Source organism: Klebsiella sp. RIT-PI-d (assembly GCF_001187865.1).
Taxonomy (GTDB): Bacteria; Pseudomonadota; Gammaproteobacteria; order Enterobacterales; family Enterobacteriaceae; genus Superficieibacter.
Genome location: NZ_LGIT01000005.1, coordinates 23520 through 41880 on the forward strand (window position 1 = coordinate 23520; position 18361 = coordinate 41880).

At 54.4% G+C, this 18361-nt stretch carries 14 protein-coding genes and 4 tRNA genes; 14 read left to right on the forward strand and 4 right to left on the reverse strand.

All coding sequences use genetic code 11. From position 1 onward, the window contains the following. Nucleotides 1-56: 56 nt before the first annotated feature. From wecB to AC791_RS05640, 13 genes are all read left to right on the forward strand, one after another. Entirely contained in the window at nt 57-1187 is a 1131-nt protein-coding gene (gene wecB, locus AC791_RS05580) for a non-hydrolyzing UDP-N-acetylglucosamine 2-epimerase (RefSeq protein ID WP_072094295.1), read from the forward strand. Then, nucleotides 1184-2446 carry a UDP-N-acetyl-D-mannosamine dehydrogenase gene (gene wecC, locus AC791_RS05585; protein WP_049839514.1) on the forward strand — a complete coding sequence of 421 codons (1263 nt, stop codon included), beginning with the start codon at nt 1184-1186 and terminating at the stop codon, nt 2444-2446. The genes wecB and wecC overlap by 4 nt, the downstream gene beginning before the upstream one ends. Further along, nucleotides 2443-3117, forward strand: coding sequence for a dTDP-4-amino-4,6-dideoxy-D-galactose acyltransferase (rffC, locus tag AC791_RS05590; protein WP_049839515.1), 675 nt, complete (start codon nt 2443-2445; stop codon nt 3115-3117). The genes wecC and rffC overlap by 4 nt, the downstream gene beginning before the upstream one ends. Nucleotides 3118-3121: 4 nt before the next feature. After that, a complete protein-coding gene (gene rffA, locus AC791_RS05595; protein ID WP_049839516.1) occupies nt 3122-4252 on the forward strand; it encodes a dTDP-4-amino-4,6-dideoxygalactose transaminase in 1131 nt (376 codons plus the stop codon). 1 nt (nt 4253) lies between these two features. Further along, the gene (wzxE, locus tag AC791_RS05600; protein ID WP_049839517.1) at nt 4254-5504 is read left to right on the forward strand and encodes a lipid III flippase WzxE; all 1251 of its coding nucleotides are present in this window, start codon (nt 4254-4256) and stop codon (nt 5502-5504) included. Continuing rightward, nucleotides 5501-6580, forward strand: a complete 1080-nt coding sequence (locus tag AC791_RS05605) for a TDP-N-acetylfucosamine:lipid II N-acetylfucosaminyltransferase (RefSeq protein WP_049839518.1) — start codon at nt 5501-5503, stop codon at nt 6578-6580. The genes wzxE and AC791_RS05605 overlap by 4 nt, the downstream gene beginning before the upstream one ends. Continuing rightward, nucleotides 6577-7923 carry an ECA oligosaccharide polymerase gene (gene wzyE, locus AC791_RS05610; RefSeq protein ID WP_049839519.1) on the forward strand — a complete coding sequence of 449 codons (1347 nt, stop codon included), beginning with the start codon at nt 6577-6579 and terminating at the stop codon, nt 7921-7923. The genes AC791_RS05605 and wzyE overlap by 4 nt, the downstream gene beginning before the upstream one ends. Nucleotides 7924-7934: 11 nt before the next feature. Continuing rightward, nucleotides 7935-8675: a lipopolysaccharide N-acetylmannosaminouronosyltransferase gene (gene wecG / locus AC791_RS05615; RefSeq protein ID WP_049839520.1), complete on the forward strand. Its 741-nt coding sequence runs from the start codon at nt 7935-7937 to the stop codon at nt 8673-8675. A 253-nt stretch (nt 8676-8928) separates the two neighbouring features. Next, nucleotides 8929-10311 carry a bifunctional threonine/serine APC transporter ThrP gene (gene thrP, locus AC791_RS05620; RefSeq protein WP_049839521.1) on the forward strand — a complete coding sequence of 461 codons (1383 nt, stop codon included), beginning with the start codon at nt 8929-8931 and terminating at the stop codon, nt 10309-10311. Between the two features lie 106 nt (nt 10312-10417). Continuing rightward, nucleotides 10418-10494: transfer RNA gene (locus AC791_RS05625), tRNA-Arg, on the forward strand. Nucleotides 10495-10548: 54 nt separating this feature from the next. Then, nucleotides 10549-10624 (forward strand) — tRNA-His (locus tag AC791_RS05630). A gap of 42 nt (nt 10625-10666) precedes the next feature. Beyond that, nucleotides 10667-10752: transfer RNA gene (locus AC791_RS05635), tRNA-Leu, on the forward strand. 38 nt (nt 10753-10790) lie between these two features. Continuing rightward, a tRNA-Pro gene (locus AC791_RS05640) sits at nt 10791-10867 on the forward strand. 560 nt (nt 10868-11427) lie between these two features. On the opposite strand, the gene hemY is transcribed toward AC791_RS05640, so the two are convergent. The 4 genes from hemY to hemC are packed head-to-tail and all read right to left on the reverse strand — an operon-like array spanning nt 11428 to nt 15499. Further along, nucleotides 11428-12624 (reverse strand): protoheme IX biogenesis protein HemY, encoded by a 1197-nt coding sequence (gene hemY, locus AC791_RS05645; protein WP_049839522.1) that lies wholly within the window; start codon nt 12622-12624, stop codon nt 11428-11430. Nucleotides 12625-12626: 2 nt separating this feature from the next. Continuing rightward, entirely contained in the window at nt 12627-13799 is a 1173-nt protein-coding gene (gene hemX, locus AC791_RS05650; protein ID WP_049839523.1) for a uroporphyrinogen-III C-methyltransferase, read from the reverse strand. Nucleotides 13800-13820: 21 nt separating this feature from the next. After that, nucleotides 13821-14561 (reverse strand): uroporphyrinogen-III synthase, encoded by a 741-nt coding sequence (gene hemD / locus AC791_RS05655; protein WP_049839524.1) that lies wholly within the window; start codon nt 14559-14561, stop codon nt 13821-13823. Next, entirely contained in the window at nt 14558-15499 is a 942-nt protein-coding gene (gene hemC, locus AC791_RS05660) for a hydroxymethylbilane synthase (protein ID WP_049839562.1), read from the reverse strand. The genes hemD and hemC overlap by 4 nt, the downstream gene beginning before the upstream one ends. 314 nt (nt 15500-15813) lie before the next feature. Between hemC and cyaA the strand changes: the two genes are divergently transcribed. Next, a complete protein-coding gene (gene cyaA / locus AC791_RS05665) occupies nt 15814-18357 on the forward strand; it encodes a class I adenylate cyclase (RefSeq protein WP_049839525.1) in 2544 nt (847 codons plus the stop codon). Nucleotides 18358-18361: the final 4 nt, after the last annotated feature.

Consider the following 18361-nt stretch of genomic DNA (forward strand, 5'->3'; position numbering starts at 1 on the left):
GCCGCATCTGTAATGAAGGCCCTGAGGCCTTCATTACGTAATCGAAGAGAATCGATGTGAAAGTACTTACTGTATTTGGCACACGACCAGAAGCTATCAAGATGGCTCCTCTGGTTCATGCGCTGGCAAAGGATCCTCATTTTGAGGCAAAAGTATGCGTCACTGCGCAGCATCGGGAGATGCTCGATCAGGTGCTGCACCTTTTTTCTATTGTCCCGGATTATGATCTCAATATTATGAGTCCGGGCCAGGGACTGACTGAGATCACCTGCCGCATTTTGCAGGGTTTAAAACCTATTCTTGAATCGTTCAAACCGGACGTCGTGCTGGTCCATGGTGATACTACCACCACCATTGCCACCAGTCTGGCGGCGTTTTACCAGCGGATTGCCGTGGGTCACGTTGAGGCGGGACTGCGCACCGGCGATCTGAATTCTCCCTGGCCTGAAGAAGGCAATCGAATGCTGACCGGACGCCTGGCCACATGGCACTTTGCGCCGACGGAAAATTCGCGCCAGAATCTGCGCGATGAAAACACCGCTGATGAGCAAATTTTCGTCACCGGCAATACCGTGATTGATGCGCTGTTCTGGGTACGCGACAGGGTTATGGCAGATGAAACGCTGCGCGGTGAATTGACCGCCCGTTATCCTTTCCTGGGCAATGGTAAAAAGATGATTCTGGTCACCGGCCACCGTCGCGAAAGCTTCGGTAAAGGTTTCGAGCAGATCTGCGAGGCGCTGGCGGAGATTGCGGCGCAGAATCGCGATGTGCAAATTGTCTATCCGGTTCACCTGAACCCGAATGTTAGCGAGCCGGTAAACCGCATTCTCGGACACGTTGATAACGTCATCCTGATTGAACCTCAGGATTACCTGCCATTTGTCTGGTTGATGAATCACGCCTGGTTGATCCTGACCGACTCCGGTGGGATCCAGGAGGAAGCACCCTCGCTGGGTAAACCGGTACTGGTGATGCGTGATACTACCGAGCGCCCTGAAGCTGTTGAAGCGGGAACCGTGCGGCTGGTGGGTACCGATCGACAAGACATCGTTAAGCAGGTAACGCGTCTGCTGCATGACGACGACGAATATCAGGCGATGAGCCGCGCCCATAACCCTTACGGTGACGGCAACGCGTGTAAACGCATTTTGGATGCACTGAAAAATAATCAGGTAACACTATGAGTTTTAATACGATTTCTGTTATTGGCCTGGGCTATATCGGCCTGCCTACCGCTGCGGCTTTTGCTTCCCGACAGAAACAGGTTATTGGTATCGATATTAACCAGCACGCCGTTGATACTATCAACCGCGGGCAAATTCATATTGTCGAGCCAGACCTGGACAACGTGGTTAAAGCGGCCGTGGAAGGCGGCTATTTACGTGCCAGCACCACACCTGTTGAAGCCGATGCCTGGCTGATTGCCGTGCCTACGCCCTTCAAAGGCGATCACGAGCCGGATATGGTCTACGTTGAAGCGGCAGCGAAATCCATTGCGCCGGTGCTAAAAAAAGGCGCGCTGGTGATCCTCGAATCCACCTCTCCGGTGGGTGCGACTGAGCAAATGGCCCAGTGGCTGGCAGAAATGCGCCCGGATCTGAGCTTTCCACAGCAGGCCGGCGAGCACGCAGATGTTAACATCGCCTACTGCCCGGAGCGGGTGTTGCCAGGCCAGGTGATGGTGGAACTGATTAAAAATGACCGCGTGATTGGCGGGATGACGCCGGTGTGCTCCGCGCGTGCCAGCGAGCTGTACAACATCTTCCTTGAAGGTGAGTGCGTGATAACCAACTCCCGCACCGCCGAGATGTGCAAGCTTACTGAAAACAGCTTCCGCGATGTCAATATCGCATTTGCCAATGAGCTTTCGCTTATCTGCGCCGATCAGGGGATTAACGTCTGGGAACTGGTGCGTCTGGCGAACCGTCATCCCCGGGTGAATATTCTTCAGCCAGGGCCAGGCGTTGGCGGTCACTGTATCGCCGTCGATCCGTGGTTTATCGTCGCGCAAAATCCTGAGCAGGCGCGGCTTATCCGTACCGCCCGCGAAGTCAACGACCATAAACCGCACTGGGTTATCAATCAGGTAAAAGCCGCGGTAGCGGACTGCCTGACCGCCAGCGGAAAACGGGCCGGTGACATCAAAATTGCCTGCTTTGGGCTGGCCTTTAAGCCCAACATTGACGATCTGCGTGAAAGCCCCGCCATGGAAATTGCCAGGCTGATTGCCGAGTGGCACAGCGGCGAAACGCTGGTCGTCGAGCCGAATATCCATGAGTTACCGAAAAAGCTGGCCGGTCACTGTACCCTGGCAGACATACAGCAGGCGCTGAACGATGCAGATGTGCTGGTGATGCTGGTCGATCATAACGAATTTAAAGCGATCGACGGTGACAGCCTGACGCAACAATTTATTGTTGATACCAAAGGCGTCTGGCATTGATTCTTCACGCCCGCGTTGAGCCGCTCGACTGGGAAAGCCAATTTTTTGGTTTGCAAAGCGCCATTGTGCGCGTTGATGAAGGCGCTGCAGCGTTGAGTGCTGAAACACTCTCCGGCTGGGAACGCGTGCAGGCTAAAATTCCGGCTAATCGCCCTGACTGGCTGGATGCATTTCAGCAACTGGGTTTTCGGCTGGTGGAAGGTGAAGTTGATTTGATCGTCCCGGTAACGGCAGGCGATGACGTTGACGCTGCGGTGGCAACAGAGGCAGATATTCCGGTCCTGCGCCACAAAGCGGCAGACGCTTTTGCGCTGAGCCGTTTTCGCGCGCCGTGGTATGCGCCTGACGCCAGCGGCCGCTTTTACGCGCAGTGGATAGAAAACGCGGTGCGTGGCACGTTCGATCATCAATGCCTGCTGCTGCGGGCGGCTAATGGTGATATTCGCGGCTATGTTTCGCTACGTGAACTGAATGATACCGACGTGCGTATCGGCCTGCTGGCCGGGCATGGTGCGGGAGCCGAACTGATGCAGGCCGCGCTGAACTGGGCGCAGGCTCGCGGCAAAAAAACAGTGCGGGTGGCGACCCAAATGGGCAACACCGCCGCACTTAAACGTTACATTCAAAGCGGTGCAAATGTGGAAAGCACCGCTTTCTGGCTATACAGGTGACAAGATGATTCCATTTAATGCGCCTCCCGTGGTGGGAACCGAAATCGATTATATGCAATCGGCAATGGGCAGTGGCAAGCTGTGCGGCGATGGCGGCTATACGCGTCGTTGCCAGCAATGGATGGAGCAGCGTTTTGGCAGCGCAAAAGTGCTGCTGACGCCGTCCTGTACCGCGTCGCTGGAGATGGCCGCCCTGTTACTGGATATCGGGCCGGATGATGAAGTCATCATGCCGAGCTATACCTTCGTTTCCACCGCCAACGCTTTCGTCCTGCGTGGCGCGAAAATTGTCTTCGTGGATATCCGCCCGGACACCATGAACATCGACGAAACGCTGATTGAAGCCGCCATCACAGAGAAAACCCGCGCCATTGTGCCGGTCCATTATGCGGGTGTGGCCTGCGAAATGGATACCATTATGGCAATCGCTAAAAAACACGATCTGTTTGTGGTCGAAGATGCGGCGCAGGGCGTAATGTCGACCTATAAAGGCCGTGCGCTGGGCACCATCGGACACATAGGCTGCTTTAGCTTCCACGAAACCAAAAACTATACGGCGGGTGGCGAAGGCGGAGCAACGCTGATTAACGACCGCAAGCTGATTGAGCGGGCGGAAATCATCCGTGAGAAAGGCACCAACCGCAGCCAGTTTTTCCGCGGACAGGTTGATAAATATACCTGGCGTGATATTGGCTCCAGCTATCTGATGGCCGATTTACAGGCGGCCTATTTATGGGGACAACTCGAAGCGGCGGACCGCATTAATCAGCAGCGTCTGACGCTATGGCAGGCTTACTACGATGCGCTGTTGCCGCTGGCAAAAGCAGGGCGTATTGAACTGCCGTCCTGCCCGACAGACTGCGAGCATAATGCCCACATGTTCTATATCAAGCTGCGGGACATTGACGATCGCAGCCGCCTGATTGCCTGGCTGAAAGAAGCCGAGATTCTGGCCGTATTCCATTACATACCTCTGCACGACTGTCCGGCAGGCGAGCGTTTTGGACAGTTTGTGGGTGAAGACCGCTTCACGACCCGTGAAAGCGAGCGTTTACTTCGTCTGCCGCTGTTCTTCAATCTGGCTCCCGTCAATCAGCGCACGGTGATCAATTCGTTATTAAGTTACTTCGCCTGAGATGTCGCTGGCGAAGGCTTCAGTGTGGACTGCCGCGTCCACGCTGGTGAAAATCGGTACGGGTCTGCTGGTCGTCAAACTGCTGGCCGTCTCTTACGGCCCGGCAGGTGTGGGCCAGGCGGGTAACTTCCGCCAACTGGTAACGGTGCTTGGCGTACTCGCCGGGGCGGGGATCTTTAACGGCGTGACGAAATTTGTTGCGCAGGCCCATGACGATCCGGTGCAGCTGCGTAACGTTGTCGGCACATCGAGCGCAATGGTGCTGGGCTTCTCTACGCTGCTGGCGCTGGTATTTCTTCTGGCCGCGGCTCCCGTCAGTCAGGCGCTATTTGGCCATACCCATTACCAGGGCCTGGTACGCCTGGTCGCGCTGGTACAGATGGGCATTGCCTGGGCAAACCTGCTGCTGGCATTTATTAAGGGATTTCGTGACGCGGCCGGTAACGCGCTGGCGCTCATTGCCGGCAGTATTATTGGCGTTATCGCCTATTACGGCTGCTATCGATTTGGCGGCTACGAAGGTGCATTGCTGGGGCTGGCACTGGTGCCTGCGCTGGTGGCTATTCCGGCCGCGCTGGTATTGATCAAACGCGGCACCGTCCCGCTACGTTATCTCAAACCGCAGTGGGATTCATGGCTGGCGGGCCAGCTGGGTAAGTTTACCCTGATGGCGCTAATTACATCGGTTACGCTGCCGGTCGCCTATGTGGTGATGCGAAACCTGCTGGCAGCGCATTACAGCTGGGATGACGTGGGTATCTGGCAGGGTGTAAGCAGTATTTCGGATGCATATCTGCAATTTATCACCGCGTCGTTCAGCGTTTATCTGCTGCCTACCCTCTCAAGGCTTACGACAAAGCAGGAGATAAGCCGGGAAATTGTTCGATCGCTAAAGTTTGTGCTGCCTGCGGTAGCGGTAGCGAGCTTAACCGTCTGGCTGCTGCGCGATTTTGCGATATGGCTACTGTTTTCAACAAAATTTGCGGCCATGCGCGATCTTTTTGCCTGGCAGCTGGTAGGCGATGTGCTGAAAGTGGGGGCCTACGTTTATGGCTATCTGGTGATTGCCAAAGCCTCGCTGCGATTCTATATACTGGCGGAAGTCAGCCAGTTTGTCCTGCTCATGGCATTTTCACACTGGTTAATCCCGGCGCATGGCGCACTGGGCGCGGCACAAGCCTACATGGCAACGTATATCGTTTATTTCACGCTGTGTAGCGGCGTATTTTTACTTTGGCGTAGACGGGCATGACAGCACTGATACACGTACTGGGATCGGATATCCCGCATCACAACCAAACCGTTCTGCGGTTCTTCAATGATGAGCTTGCCGCCACTGGCGAACATGCGCGCGAATTTATGGTCGCGGGAAACATTGCGGACGCCGGAACGGCGTTCCCGGCGCTGACAGTGACCTGCTATTCAGGCAAAAAGGCGCTGGCAGAAGCGGTAATTGCCAGAGCAAAAGGTGACCGGGCGCAGCGCTTCTTCTTTCACGGCCAGTTTAATACCGCCCTGTGGCTGGCGCTGCTGAGCGGCGGCATTAAGCCGCAGCAGGTGAGCTGGCACATCTGGGGTGCTGATCTCTATGAAGTCTCTGGCGGGCTGAAATTCCGTCTGTTTTACCCTCTTCGCCGACTGGCGCAGGGCCGGGTCGGCACTGTTTTCGCCACCCGTGGCGATCTGAGCGAGTTTGCGAAGCGTCACCCGGACGTGCGCGGTGAGCTGCTTTACTTTCCGACCCGTATGGAGCCGTCGCTGAATACAATGGCAGATGCCATACACCGTGAGGGCAAGCTAACCATCCTGATTGGCAATTCGGGAGACCGTAGCAACGACCATATTGCTGCGTTAAACGCGGTGCACCAGCAGTTTGGCGATACGGTAAATGCGATCGTGCCAATGGGCTACCCGCCCAATAATCAGGCTTACATTGATGAGGTTCGCCAGGCCGGACGGGCGTTGTTCAGCGAGCAGAATTTGCAGATCCTCAGCGAGAAGCTGGAGTTTAATGACTATCTGGCGCTGCTAACGCGCTGCGATCTGGGCTATTTTATTTTTGCCCGTCAGCAGGGGATTGGCACATTATGCTTGCTCATCCAGGCCGGTGTACCCTGCGTTCTGAATCGGGAAAATCCGTTCTGGCAGGATATGACGGAAAACCATATACCCGTGCTGTTTACTACCGATACGCTCAATGAGGCAGTAGTACGTGAAGCTCAGCGCCAGCTTACCCGCGTAGATAAAAACAGCATTACCTTTTTCAGGCCAAACTATTTACAGCCGTGGCACCGCGCACTGCGGATCGCGGCAGGAGAGAAAGCATGAGCCAGATGCAATTTTGCGGCCTGCTGATAGTCTGGTTGCTCTCGACGCTGTTTATTGCCACGCTGACGTACTTCGAGTTTCGTCGCGTGCGCTTTAACTTCAACGTCTTTTTCTCACTGCTGTTTCTGCTGACCTTTTTCTTTGGCTTTCCGCTGACCTGCATCCTGGTATTCCGTTTCGACGTTGGCGTGGCGCCGCCAGAAATTCTGCTTCAGGCATTGCTGGCTGCGGTTTGCTTCTATGCGGTCTACTACGTGACGTATAAAACGCGATTACGCGCTGCTGACAGCGTCACGCCGCGCCGCCCGTTATTCACCATGAATCGGGTAGAGACGCATCTTACCTGGCTCCTGCTGATGGGTATTGCGTTGTTGAGCGTCGGCATCTTCTTTATGCATAACGGGTTCCTGCTGTTCAGGCTGCATTCGTACAGTGAAATCTTCTCCAGCGAAGTGTCGGGCGTTGCCCTCAAACGCTTCTTCTACTTTTTCATTCCGGCGATGCTGGTGCTCTATTTCCTGCGGCAAGACAAGCAGGCGTGGCTATTTTTCCTCGTCAGTACAATTGCCTTCGGCATGCTGACCTACATGATTGTCGGCGGTACACGCGCCAATATCATTATTGCCTTCGCCATTTTTCTGTTCATCGGCATTATTCGCGGCTGGATTTCGCTGTGGATGCTGGCGGCGGCTGGGGCGTTTGGTATCGTGGGTATGTTCTGGCTGGCGCTGCGCCGCTATGGGCTGAACGTTAGCGGTGATGAAGCATTTTATACTTTCCTGTATCTGACGCGGGACACCTTTTCGCCGTGGGAGAACCTGGCGCTGCTGCTGCAAAATTACGATAAGATCGAGTTTCAGGGACTGGCCCCGATCGTGCGTGATTTCTATGTATTTATTCCCACCTGGCTATGGCCAGACCGTCCGGGAATTGTGCTAAATACGGCAAACTACTTTACCTGGGAAGTGCTCAATAACCACTCCGGGCTGGCGATTTCACCCACGCTGATCGGCTCGCTGGTCGTTATGGGTGGAGCGTGGTTTATTCCGCTGGGTGCAGTAACAGTGGGGCTGATTATTAAGTGGTTTGACTGGCTGTACACCCTGGGCAATTGCGAGACAAACCGCTATAAAGCAGCGATCCTGCACAGTTTCTGCTTTGGCGCTATCTTCAATATGATTGTGCTGGCACGTGAGGGGCTGGATTCGTTTGTATCGCGGGTGGTCTTTTTCCTCGCGATTTTCGGTCTCTGCCTGCTGGCCGCTAAACTGTTGTACTGGCTATTCGAAAGCGCAGGTCTGATCCGCCGGCGTTTTCGCTCGCTGCCGCAACCTCAAGTCTGATAAGGATACTCATGACGAATATGACTGCTGCACCGTCTTACACTCTGCGCGGCCTGAAGCTGATAGGCTGGCGCGATATGCAACATGCGCTGGACTACCTCTATGCCGATGGTGCGCTACGCAAGGGAACGCTGGTCGCCATTAACGCGGAAAAAATGCTGGCAGTGGAAGACAACGCCGAAGTGCGCGGCCTGATTGAGGCGGCAGAGTTTAAGTATGCTGACGGGATCAGCGTAGTGCGCTCGGTGCGCAAAAAATATCCTGATGCGCAGGTATCACGCGTGGCGGGCGCAGACCTGTGGGAAGCGTTAATGGCACGCGCGGGTGCAGAAGGTACGCCGGTCTTTTTGCTGGGCGGGAAACCTGAGGTACTGGCGCAGACCGAAGCAAAGCTGCGTGCGCAGTGGAACGTGAATATTGTCGGCAGCCAGGACGGCTATTTCAAACCGGAACAAAAGCAGGCGCTGTTCGGGCGCATTCGCGACAGCGGGGCACAGATCGTCACCGTCGCGATGGGTTCGCCGAAGCAGGAGATCCTGATGCGCGATTGCCGTCTGATCCATCCTGATGCGCTGTATATGGGCGTGGGTGGCACGTATGATGTCTTCACCGGTCATGTAAAACGTGCGCCAAAGGTCTGGCAGAATCTGGGACTGGAGTGGCTGTACCGCTTATTGTCCCAGCCCAGCCGTATTAGCCGCCAGATCCGTCTGCTGCGCTATTTAGGCTGGCACTATACCGGCAAGATGTAACGCGGCTTCACCCCGCCGGATAGCGCGCCGCGTATCCGGCCTCTTTCAATGGGCGTCGGCATTATTCAACCGACGCCGTAGTAATCTCCCCATTCTGGCTGTTTAGTGTTCAATTCACTCACTTCTTTTCATCCTTTGTTTGCCATTTTGCAAAAATTGTTAAACCATTCGTGCGCGTTTATGCGCAATAAGAATGATTTTCACTCATAACAAGAACCGGCACTGCCCGGAAATTTGCAAGCACAGAGGATTTATGTCTGAGAAACAACCGGCGCTTCAGCGAGGACTTGAAGCCCGTCACATCGAACTTATCGCTCTTGGGGGCACCATCGGCGTGGGCCTGTTTATGGGGGCCGCCAGCACCCTGAAATGGGCCGGACCGTCGGTTCTGCTGGCGTATATCATTGCCGGCCTGTTCGTCTTCTTTATCATGCGCTCAATGGGCGAGATGCTTTTCCTTGAGCCGGTAGCCGGTTCATTCGCGGTCTATGCCCATCGCTATATGAGCCCGTTTTTTGGCTATCTCACCGCATGGTCATACTGGTTTATGTGGATGGCCGTCGGCATCTCGGAAATTACTGCGATAGGGGTTTATGTCCAGTTCTGGTTCCCGGAGATGGCGCAGTGGATACCGGCGCTGATTGCCGTCGCGCTGGTGGCAATGGCAAACCTCGCGGCCGTGCGTTTATACGGTGAAATAGAGTTCTGGTTTGCGATGATCAAAGTCACCACGATCATTGTGATGATTGTCGTGGGTCTGGGCGTCATCTTCTTTGGTTTTGGTAACGGCGGCCAGAGCATCGGCTTTGGTAATCTGACTGAGCACGGCGGCTTCTTTGCTGGCGGCTGGAAAGGCTTCCTGACGGCGCTGTGTATTGTTGTGGCATCCTACCAGGGCGTCGAGCTCATTGGTATTACTGCGGGTGAGGCGAAAAATCCGCAGGTCACCCTGCGTAGTGCGGTTGGTAAAGTGTTATGGCGCATCCTGATTTTCTACGTTGGCGCAATTTTCGTTATCGTCACCATTTTCCCATGGAATCAAATTGGTTCGAACGGTAGCCCGTTCGTGCTGACCTTTGCGAAAATTGGAATTACGGCGGCAGCGGGGATCATTAACTTCGTGGTGCTGACCGCGGCGCTTTCTGGCTGTAATAGCGGAATGTACAGCTGCGGACGGATGCTCTACGCGCTGGCAAATAATCGTCAGTTGCCTGCCGCGATGGGGAAAGTCTCGCGCAGCGGCGTGCCGGTCGCGGGCGTGGCCGTCTCAATCGCGATTTTGCTGATTGGCTCGTGCCTCAATTATATTATTCCGAATCCGCAGCGGGTGTTTGTGTATGTCTACAGCGCCAGCGTGTTACCGGGGATGGTACCGTGGTTTGTGATCCTAATAAGCCAGCTGCGTTTTCGGCGTGCGCACAAAGAAGCGATTGCCAGCCATCCGTTCCGCTCAATCCTGTTCCCGTGGGCTAACTATTTAACGATGGCTTTCCTGATTTGTGTGCTTATTGGCATGGGCTTTAACGAAGACACGCGAATGTCGCTATTGGTCGGCATTCTGTTTATGGCCGCCGTTACGCTTATTTATAAGGTATTTGGTCTTAATCACGTTAGTTCTGCCCGAAAAGTGAAGTAATAAGCAACAAAATGCGCAAAATATAGTCGGTCGCGCATTTTATTTAAAAAAGGGGCTAGACAGGGGGTGGGTAAGTCCGTAATATCCAGCCCCGCAACGGCGCTAAGCGCCCGTAGCTCAGCTGGATAGAGCGCTGCCCTCCGGAGGCAGAGGTCTCAGGTTCGAATCCTGTCGGGCGCACCAATAACCCGGTGCTTGAGCTGCGGTGGTTTCAATACCGCGTAAAAGATTACAGTGGTGGCTGTAGCTCAGTTGGTAGAGTCCTGGATTGTGATTCCAGTTGTCGTGGGTTCGAGCCCCATCAGCCACCCCATTAGATTTAAAAGTTTTATACAGTTTAAGAGTTTTGTGGAATGCGAAGGTGGCGGAATTGGTAGACGCGCTAGCTTCAGGTGTTAGTGTCCTTAGGATGTGGGGGTTCGAGTCCCCCCCCTCGCACCACTACTTAAATTGAACTAAAAAGTCAAAAAGCAGTATTTCGGCGAGTAGCGCAGCTTGGTAGCGCAACTGGTTTGGGACCAGTGGGTCGGAGGTTCGAATCCTCTCTCGCCGACCAATTTTGAACCCCGCTTCGGCGGGGTTTTTTGTTTTCTGAGATCTTTCCTCCGTAATAAATGCCGCATCGGCATCCTGCCGCAACGATCATTCACATTAGATCCATAAACAGCAAACAACGAATAGCACTCACCTGCTGAGCGGTGAGCCTGCGTGGCTGTTAACGATAGTGGCGCGAGTGAGGGAAGGATGAGGCCGGGAGTGTGCTCAAGTTATTTAGCAGACTGGTGTAACAGGGTTTCAGGCCAGTACGCCATGGCGTGAATGCAGAATACTCCGGATTTGCTGACGCAGGATGACAGATTACTGCGCCTTGTGCGATAATTCCGAACGTAGATGCTCATTCCATCTCTTATGCTCGCCTCAGGGCCTCATAAACCAGGAATGATGCAGAGCCACTTATGGTGCTTATCGTCCACCTGCCAGATGTCGCTTCGGCCTCATCAAACATCATGGACATAACGTTGAGTGAAGCACCCATTTATGTTGTCAAACAGACCTGTTTTAACGCCTGCTCTGAACTCAGAGCAGGCGTTTTTTTATGGCCGGAGGCGGGAGAAATTACGGCTGTTTATTGTTTTGCAGGGTGAGCAGCAGCCCGTCACGCCGCATTTCCGCTGCTTCTTCAGGTTTGCGCTGGCGATCGAGCGTATCGGCAAGCCACGCATAGTCAAAAGCATCAGGACGTTGTTTTAACGCAGCGCGAAAAGCGAGGCTCGCTTCCTGCCACTCGCCGTGCTTCATCAATGATTGACCGAGGGTGCTCCACAGCAAAGGCCGGTCGCCTGCGGTTTTAATCTGCTGTCGGAGGATTTTTTCTATTTGTTCCGGATTATTGGTCTTCAGACGTGGGATCAACAGGGTCAGGCGATCGTCGTACTGACGTTTTAGTCCGTCGATGATGATCTGCTGAGCAGTATCATGATCGTTACACTCGATTAAGTGATCGGCCATGGCAACCTGGAGTGCCGTTTGCCGACGCGTCTTACGGCTTTGATTTTTCCACCATGCTTTCAGCCCTTCGCTACCCTGATCGGCACGCGCCTGATCCATCAGGCCAATCCACGCCTGTTGTTCCAGCAGGGCACGATGTTCATCATCACCCACGTCGGCTTTCGCCATTGACGGAATAATTTCCAGCAGGGAACCCCATGCGCCGGTACGGGTATAGGCTTGCTCGGCCAGGCGCAGCACTTCCGGATGACGCGGCGCCACTTCCAGCAGACGATCAACATCGTGGCGCGCAGCATGATTTTCATTACGCGCCAGATGCAGGCGGGTACGGGTGATATCCACCGGGATCACGTCGTTGCCAGCCAGTTCGGCAGCACGTTCCAGATGCTGATTTGCGCGCGCTTCATCACCGCGCTGCTGAGCCGCTTCTGCTGCCAGCAAATAGTTCACTACCGGCTGTTCAGCATGGTCGGCATTTTTCGACATCAGCTTCTCAACCTGCTGATAATCACCTTCTGCCAGTTTTAACAGCGCCTGCTCGGTTTGTTTGCGCGCCCGACGGCGTTTACGACCGGTAAACCAGCCGCGCGTATGCGCGCCAGTGCGCATAATACGGCGCAGCAGCCACTCTACGACGAACAACACCACCATCGCGAGGATCAGGATAATGACCAGCCCCGTTACGCTGGTTTCAATGTTGTAGTTATCAGTCTGGATAAGGACATATCCCTGATGCCCGGCAACGACAGGGCCAAGCACAATTCCCGCCAACAGCAATGCAAAAAGTAAGAGTACCTTGATCATGATTACTCTCCTTGTGGCGCAGCGGCAGGCGGTGTTTCAGCAGCCGGTGCAGGCGCTGATGCATCGGCAGCAGGCTGTGCCAGCAGGTTACGGACGCGCGTTTGCATCAGCTTTTCGAGGATCGGCTGGCTTTGCAGCGTATCCGGTATGTCCATAGTGATGTTTTGCTGACTGAGCTGTTCTACCTGTTCCAGAAACGCTTTAGTGGCGGCATCATCCGTATCATAATAGGCGCGAACCCAGGTAGAAACGTTATCCAGCGCTTGCTTATACACTTCATCCTGATGACGCGGAACGGCTTGTGTCGCTACCAGCAGCTGTGAACGCAGGTTTTCACGCAGGTAGACATCCTGGTTTGGCGCAAGCAGGGGAACAGCGGTTTCATCGCGGCGGCGGACAGTAATAAAGCTATCCATAAAGCTCTGCCAGCTTTTTTTCAGATTAACGCGCCATTCGCCGAGGGAGCTGGACAACTCACTGCTGTCGGAATCCATCGGGGTGCCATCGTCGTTGCTGTCTGCCAGACGCAAGTTATCAATCTGGTTCGCCAGCTGGTTAAGTTTGAGAATAATACCGTCGTAGTCCACCTGCGAAACCGCAGAAAGACTGGCGATGTCTTCGGTAATTGCCCGGCGAGCGGTAATCAGGCTCGGATCGTTCATATCTGCGAGACTGGCATCAGCACTTTTCAATAATGCGGCTGCTGTCATAACATCCTGATCGCTCCAGAGCTTACGCCCGGCCAGTTTGACCAGAAAATCGGACTGCGCCAGCAGCCAGGTTTTGGCATCGGTACCGGAAATGGTGGCCACTTTTTGCTGAACGTCATCAAGCTGCTTTGCCAGCTCGCTTTGCTGATTGTTCGCCTCAGCGAGCTGGGCCGCCTGCTGTTTAATAACGCTTTCCAGCTCGGCTTTTTGTGACGTCTGCGTTTTTTGCAGGGCAGCAATTTGGTCTACCAGCGTATCGCTGTTTGCTGTTTGCTTAGACGCTTGCTGCTTTCCCCAGCTGTATAAACCGACGCCGGATGCCAGCGCAATAGCAATCGCAACCACACTCAGCACGAGTGCGGTATTCGTTTTGCGTTTCTTCTCAGTTTTCTGTGGCTGTGGCACGGTGTCCACGGCCTCCCTGGTTTCTTCAACCACGTCAGAGGAGTGTTGTTGTTCCGTCATTATGGCTTCCCATTATGAGATTTATTGTAGTGCGCGTAGCAGCGCATCGTTGTCAGCGTTATCGGCGACCTGAATATTTTGCCAGCCCAGTTCCCGGGCGAGGTGCGCCAGACGCTCGCTGACGACTATAAGCCGGCAGCGGAGTAACCAGTGCTCACGGTACCATTCCGGGATCAGTGACCAGAGCTGTTGCAGCATCTCTCCGCTGGTGACGACCAGCGTAGTGACACCTCGGCGCTGCCAGCGCATGGCCTCTTCTGCACCATCATAATGCTTTGCACTACGTTGATAACACTCGCAAAAGATGACTTCTGCGCCGCGTGACATCAGCGTTTCCCCAAGTAATTCGCGTCCTCCATTGCCCCGCAGGATCAGTGCACGCCTGCCCGCAACATCCTGTAATTCAGGTAATTGTAGCAACACTTCGCTAATTTCCCGATCCTTAGGATAATGAATCTCGTATCCGCTCACGGTATGCAGCGCCAGCGCCGTCGTCCGTCCAATTGCAAAATAGCGTGGCGGGCCGGGCCATGATGCGCTCTGGCGCTGAAGCTGCGCCTGGGCAAATTCGACCGCATGTCGGGAAAGGGCAAAGACCAGGTCATCAGCGCGAAGGCATGCCAGCCGGTCGTGCAATACGGACAATTCGCGGCCCGGCATAAATTCAATCAGCGGAAAGTTCCAGGCCACCTGCCCAAGTGCGCACAGTCGGCTCACTAATTGTTCCCCCTGCGGGGCAGGGCGAGTGACCAGAATACTCATGCCGGTGATTCTCCATCATAAACGGCGTTCAGAATGTCTCGTGCGCCATTAGCCAGCAGCTCGTCGGCCAGTGAAACGCCCATTTGCTCTGCTTCTTCTGGCTTACCCCGGCGTTCGCCGCGCACCATCTGAGCGCCATCGGGCGAACCGACCAGCGCGCGCAGCCAGATTTCACCTTCTACAATCTCAGCATAGCTGCCAATCGGAACCTGACATCCTCCTTCCAGGCGAGTATTCATCGCGCGCTCCGCTTTTACCCGAATTGCGGTTTCAACGTGGTTTAACGGCGCGAGCAATTCACGGGTGCGATCGTCGTCCATGCGGCATTCAATTCCGACCGCGCCCTGGCCCACCGCAGGCAAAGACAGCTCCGCAGGCAGCGCAACGCGCACGCGTGATTCCAGACCAAGCCGTTTCAGGCCAGCCACGGCAAGAATAATGGCATCATATTCGCCATTATCCAGCTTGCCGAGGCGCGTACCCACGTTTCCGCGCAGTGAACGAATGATCAGATCCGGCCGCCGCGCCGCTATCTGGCACTGACGGCGCAGGCTCGATGTGCCGACGATGCTGCCTTCCGGCAGGGCATCAAGCGAGTCATAGCGATTAGAGACAAAAGCATCGCGCGGATCTTCGCGTTCGCAAATGGTTACCAGCCCGAGCCCAAGCGGAAATTCAACCGGTACATCTTTCATAGAGTGGACGGCGATATCGGCACGGTTGTCCAGCAGCGCCAGTTCCAGCTCTTTAACGAACAGCCCTTTACCACCCACTTTCGCCAGCGGCGTATCCAGGATCACATCGCCTTTTGTGACCATCGGCACCAGTTCAACATTAAGCCCCGGATGGCAAGCCATCAGGCGATCTTTAACATAATGGGCCTGCCATAGCGCAAGCGGACTCTGGCGTGTGGCAATTCTTAAAACGTTGTCTAACATGGTTGTTACCGTCATTATTACCTCCGGCCCATCCTAACACTGTTGTCTCAGAGATGTCAGTTTTCGCGGGAGGGAAGGGGGAAGCGTAGCCCAGGATTTACACCCTGCAAACAATGCTGCAAGGGGATATCGTGCTTCTTTCTTTACGGTCAATGCGCAAGGTGTTAGATTGATCACGTTTTAAGCCATTTGTTCGTCTGTATCATCCGAATCAGAGGGACGACAAGCGAAGACGTTTATTTGAATCACTGAAGCCTTCTTTGAGCCGGTTTATGTGTTCAGAGAGTCGGGTTTCAAACATCAGGCGAGATGTCTTGTACCTCTATATTGAGACGTTAAAACAGAGACTGGATGCCATTAACCAACTGCGCGTCGATCGCGCACTTGCTGCTATGGGACCCGCTTTTCAGCAGGTTTACAGTCTACTGCCGACATTGCTGCATTATCACCATCCGCTGATGCCGGGTTACCTTGACGGTAGCGTTCCCCATGGCATCTGCTTCTACACGCCTGATGAAACCCAACGCCACTATCTTGACGAACTCGAACTGCACCAGGGAATGCCGCCGCAACAAACGGCAAAAGGCGAACTGCCGATCACCGGCATTTACTCCATGGGCAGTACCTCATCCGTCGGGCAAAGCTGCTCATCCGATCTCGACATTTGGGTATGCCACCAGGCCTGGCTCGACAACGAAGAACGCCAGCTCCTGCAACGCAAATGTAGCCTGCTTGAATCCTGGGCTGCCTCCCTCGGCGTTGAGGTCAGCTTTTTCCTGATCGACGAAAATCGTTTCCGTCATAATGAAAGCGGGAGTCTGGGCGGCGAAGATTGCGGCTCGACTCAGCATATCCTCCTGCTGGATGAATTTTACCGTACCTCGGTGCGTCTCGCGGGCAAGCGTATTCTGTGGAATATGGTGCCGGGCGATGAAGAAGAGCATTACGACGATTACGTTATGACGCTTTATGCGCAGGGCGTACTGACGCCGAACGAGTGGATGGACCTGGGCGGGCTTAGCTCACTGTCCGCTGAGGAATACTTCGGTGCCAGCCTGTGGCAGCTCTATAAGAGCATCGACTCACCGTATAAAGCGGTGCTGAAAACCCTGCTGCTTGAGGCGTATTCATGGGAGTATCCCAATACGCGCCTGCTGGCAAAAGACATTAAACAGCGCCTGCACGATGGCGAAATTGTCTCCTTTGGTCTTGACCCTTACTGCATGATGCTGGAACGCGTCACGCATTATCTGACGGCCATTGAAGACACCACGCGCCTCGACCTCGTGCGTCGATGTTTTTACTTAAAAGTCTGTGAAAAGCTCAGCCGGGAGCGCGCCTGCGTCGGCTGGCGTCGTGAAGTTATCAGTCATTTAGTCAGCGGTTGGGGATGGGACGAAGAGCGTCTCACCATGCTGGATAACCGGGCTAACTGGAAAATCGATCAGGTCCGCGAAGCGCATAACGAACTGCTTGATGCCATGATGCAAAGCTATCGTAATCTTATCCGCTTTGCCCGCCGCAATAATCTGAGCGTGTCTGCCAGTCCGCAGGATATTGGCGTGCTGACGCGTAAGCTGTACGCCGCTTTTGAAGCGCTGCCTGGCAAAGTCACCCTGGTTAATCCGCAAATCTCGCCGGATCTCTCAGAGCCAAATCTGACCTTTATTCATGTGCCGCCGGGCCGTGCCAACCGAACCGGCTGGTATCTGTACAATCGTGCGCCGAACATGGAATCTATCGTCAGCCATCAGCCGCTGGAGTATAACCGCTATCTGAACAAGTTAGTGGCCTGGGCCTGGTTTAACGGTCTGTTGACCTCGCGCACCCGCCTGTTCATTAAAGGCAATGACATTGTCGATCTGGCGAAGTTGCAGGAGATGGTTGCCGACGTTTCTCATCATTTTCCGCTGCGCCTGCCTGCGCCAACGCCGAAAGCGCTCTACAGCCCGTGTGAGATCCGCCATCTGGCCATCATTGTTAACCTTGAATACGATCCAACGGCGGCTTTTCGCAATCAGGTGGTGCATTTTGACTTCCGCAAGCTGGATGTCTTCAGCTTTGGCGAGAAGCAAAACTGCCTGGTTGGCAGCGTCGATTTGCTGTATCGCAACTCGTGGAACGAGGTGCGTACGCTGCACTTTAACGGCGAGCAGGCCATGATCGAAGCGTTAAAAACGATTCTCGGTAAAATGCATCAGGATGCCGCGCCGCCTGACAGCGTTGACGTCTTTTGCTACAGCCAGCATCTGCGTGGCCTGATCCGCACCCGCGTGCAGCAGCTGGTTTCCGAGTGTATCGAACTGCGCCTTTCCAGCACTCGTCAGGAGACTGGCCGTTTTAAAGCGCTGCGCGTCGCCGGTCAGACGTGGGGATTGTTCTTTGAACGCCTTAACGTTTCCGTGCAAAAGCTGGAAAATGCTATTGAGTTTTACGGTGCGATTTCTCATAACAAACTGCACGGCCTGTCCGTTCAGGTGGAAACCCACCAGGTTGAACTTCCGGCAGTCGTTGACGGTTTTGCCAGCGAAGGGATTATTCAGTTCTTTTTTGAAGGAACGAACGACGATAACGGCTTCAACATTTATATTCTTGATGAGAGTAATCGCGCCGAAGTTTATCACCACTGTGAAGGCAGCAAAGAGGAGCTGGTGCGTGATGTGAGTCGCTTCTACTCCTCATCGCATGACCGTTTTACCTACGGCTCCAGTTTTATCAACTTTAACCTGCCGCAGTTCTACCAGATTGTGAAAATCGACGGCCGGATGCAGGTGATCCCGTTCCGTAACCAGTCTATTACTATTCCACCTGCGAATCAGGATAACGACGCGCCGCTCCTGCAGCAGTATTTTTCCTGAGCCT

Coding starts and splice junctions, on each gene's coding strand:
- wecC (WP_049839514.1), top strand. CDS start 1,184: ATGAGTTTTAATACGATTTCTGTTATTGGCCTGGGCTATATCGGCCTG.
- rffA (WP_049839516.1), top strand. CDS start 3,122: ATGATTCCATTTAATGCGCCTCCCGTGGTGGGAACCGAAATCGATTAT.
- wzxE (WP_049839517.1), top strand. CDS start 4,254: ATGTCGCTGGCGAAGGCTTCAGTGTGGACTGCCGCGTCCACGCTGGTG.
- AC791_RS05605 (WP_049839518.1), top strand. CDS start 5,501: ATGACAGCACTGATACACGTACTGGGATCGGATATCCCGCATCACAAC.
- wzyE (WP_049839519.1), top strand. CDS start 6,577: ATGAGCCAGATGCAATTTTGCGGCCTGCTGATAGTCTGGTTGCTCTCG.
- wecG (WP_049839520.1), top strand. CDS start 7,935: ATGACGAATATGACTGCTGCACCGTCTTACACTCTGCGCGGCCTGAAG.
- thrP (WP_049839521.1), top strand. CDS start 8,929: ATGTCTGAGAAACAACCGGCGCTTCAGCGAGGACTTGAAGCCCGTCAC.
- hemY (WP_049839522.1), bottom strand. CDS start 12,624: ATGATCAAGGTACTCTTACTTTTTGCATTGCTGTTGGCGGGAATTGTG.
- hemX (WP_049839523.1), bottom strand. CDS start 13,799: ATGACGGAACAACAACACTCCTCTGACGTGGTTGAAGAAACCAGGGAG.
- hemD (WP_049839524.1), bottom strand. CDS start 14,561: ATGAGTATTCTGGTCACTCGCCCTGCCCCGCAGGGGGAACAATTAGTG.
- hemC (WP_049839562.1), bottom strand. CDS start 15,499: ATGTTAGACAACGTTTTAAGAATTGCCACACGCCAGAGTCCGCTTGCG.